The sequence below is a fragment of the Vibrio anguillarum genome (assembly GCF_003390515.1).
Classification (GTDB): domain Bacteria; phylum Pseudomonadota; class Gammaproteobacteria; order Enterobacterales; family Vibrionaceae; genus Vibrio; species Vibrio anguillarum.
In genome coordinates, this window is record NZ_CP031479.1 from 3,126,182 (window position 1) to 3,128,659 (window position 2,478).

The 2,478-nt window shown below is 38.1% G+C and carries 2 protein-coding genes; both read right to left on the reverse strand.

Annotation, left to right across the window (positions count from 1 at the left end; all coding sequences use genetic code 11):
• Positions 1–176 precede the first annotated feature (176 nt).
• Positions 177–1,607, reverse strand: a complete 1,431-nt coding sequence (locus DD616_RS17185) for a hypothetical protein (RefSeq protein WP_208871982.1) — start codon at positions 1,605–1,607, stop codon at positions 177–179.
• A 344-nt stretch (positions 1,608–1,951) separates the two neighbouring features.
• Entirely contained in the window at positions 1,952–2,467 is a 516-nt protein-coding gene (locus DD616_RS17195) for a GNAT family N-acetyltransferase (RefSeq protein WP_055064679.1), read from the reverse strand.
• Between the last annotated feature and the right edge of the window lie 11 nt (positions 2,468–2,478).

Genomic DNA, 2,478 nt, shown 5'->3' on the forward strand with positions numbered 1-2,478 from the left:
ACATGGAATTTACTGCTCAATCCCAACTCTATTTAGCTGATAACAACTCACTTTGCCTAACGCCGCATTAAGGTGTGAGCAACGCTACCACGGAACTTAACCAAACCACCGTAAACACTGAACTCAACAATGGAATGAAAAATGCCATGCGTTGCGAATCACTCTTAAATGCTTTGTTAGCCCCACGTTATATGGTTTTTAGTAACATCCTTATAACCTTTATCCAAGTGAATCTTATTCAAGATTTTCTTGTTACTGATTAAGTAATCAAGAATTTCTTGGATACGCTCACTTCTTGCATTAGCTTTGAAAATGTTAAGAACCGCTTCCATGTGATCTTGGCAGAATTTATTATCAAGATGAACTCTAACATCGTTTGAGTGCATTGCGACTATCGCATGAATAATATTATCATCGCCTAAAAGAGAAAAGAACTTATCATATAACGGTCGACCACTTGGAGAAACACCTGTATTATATGAAATACCCTTACCGATTCGGCAAATTAAAATTACTTTTAATATTTTACCCAAACGTTCAGTAGGAATATCACTTTCAGTTTCAAAGTAAGATAGAACCTTTCTCATGTGTGGTGGTTCATTATAGAAATTATCCCAACCATATCTAGCCTCAAGCAAGTCATCAACGTGACCATCAAGAGATATAATACGAGACTCTAAGGATTGATAGCGATTACCATTACAGAAAGTGAAAAATTCTATACCAAGTTTATGCTTATCTTCATGAAGGTTATTTTTATAACCATCAAGAGTAACACCCAGTTTATACTTCACACTTTCTGAACTTCTCGCCCATATATGTGGCGCAAACAATGCAATATTTTTCCGCACAATATTACTTGTCTTTTCAGTGTTATAAATCCCAAATATACTATTTAATAAGTTATCTGTATTTTGTAACGACAGGTCAGCTAAAGGCTTTTCCATACTTTTTATTGTCGTTTCATCGAGTACAGAAGTTGATACTTTTAAGTTATCTATAAATGATTTAATTTGAATTGCTGATTCTGAAGGCTTGTCATTCAATATGTCTTTCACACACGTTTGAAGCCAGCCAAGCAATTCAAAGCCATTAATTGAGTAAGTATTAGGATGTGAAGCACCTATATCATTTCTCATCGTGAGAATATGATGCAACTTTGTATAAACAATATCTGAGATCAATTCTAATTTTCGACAAGTGTTAATTAATGTGTTGTCTTTTATACCTGATAAGTCTTCCTCTGTTGAATAAAACTCTCGACGATTGCCTCCAACCGCAGCATCAAAAAACATATCTAGCCCGTAGACAATTGCTTTATGACGTAAGTTTATAACAACTTCGTTCCAAACGTAATTTAGCGATGCATCAAATAAACCAATTGCAGCACCAGCAACGAACTTAGATAAATATCGAGCCTCTCTTCTAACTTCTGGTGGTAATGAAGCTATAAATGCTGGAAGATTCTGTTCTATTACTTGTCGTTCGGTTAGCTCAGCAATTATGTTTTCAGTCGGCAAACCAAGATGACCTAAGTATTCCTCAAACCGTGTCGTATCAGCACTGAGTAATGCAGTGCCTTTTCCTGCAACAATATCTGTATTCATTTTTTTCCTCAATATTAAATAGTGGGGCTAACGCCCGGCTAAGGGGTTGGCAACGCAGCGCCGAACTCAAAAAACACACAACAGACACTTAAAACACCCAATTTTAGCCAAAATAAGGTATCAAAACGGCATTCTAAAGGGGGGCAATTCAAAACAACCGATGCGGCTAGCTAGAAAAAAGTTTTAGTGAATCTGACGGGTTTTAGAAAAAAGCACATAACGCCCGCTTAAGGGGCAGCCAACGCCACGACCAACTTTCCGCATAACAACGTAACCACAAAAACCAACGCATAGTAAAAATGCCACGCGTTGGCTGTCCCTCTTGAAGCGTTTGTTAGGTGAATTTATAACGCTGAAATATAAACGCAAACCTCTCGTTCACCACCTTGCATACGAAGTGTTTGATTTTCTACGTAAGTAACACCAAGTTTATCGATAACTGACTTTGAACGATCATTGCCAACAAGATGCATGACCTTTAACTCTCGCAACCCATGACTTTCTTTTGCGTACTCAATTAAAGCCTTTGAAGCTTCTGTCGCATAACCTTGCCCCCAAAAATCGACTCCCAACCAATAACCCAAGATGCCTTGGCCATCTTTTAAGCTCGGCAAACTCACTGTTCCAATAAGCTCTAACGATTCTTTAAGTACAATCGCGTAAACAATACTCTCTCCGCTGGCAAAGCCAATTTCATGTGTTTCAATCCATGAAATTGCATCTGAAACTTCATAAGGGTGCGGTATGTTTGCCGTCATCTCTGCGATTCGTTTATCACCAGCCAACACTGATACTTGCTCTGCATCAGACAGCTCAAATGACCTAAGGATTAAACGTTCCGTTTCTAAAACTTGCTGCACTATTCCCCCAA

Bases quoted from the DNA above. Each gene is read 5' to 3' on its own strand.
- DD616_RS17185 (WP_208871982.1), bottom strand. From the start codon at position 1,607: ATGAATACAGATATTGTTGCAGGAAAAGGCACTGCATTACTCAGTGCT.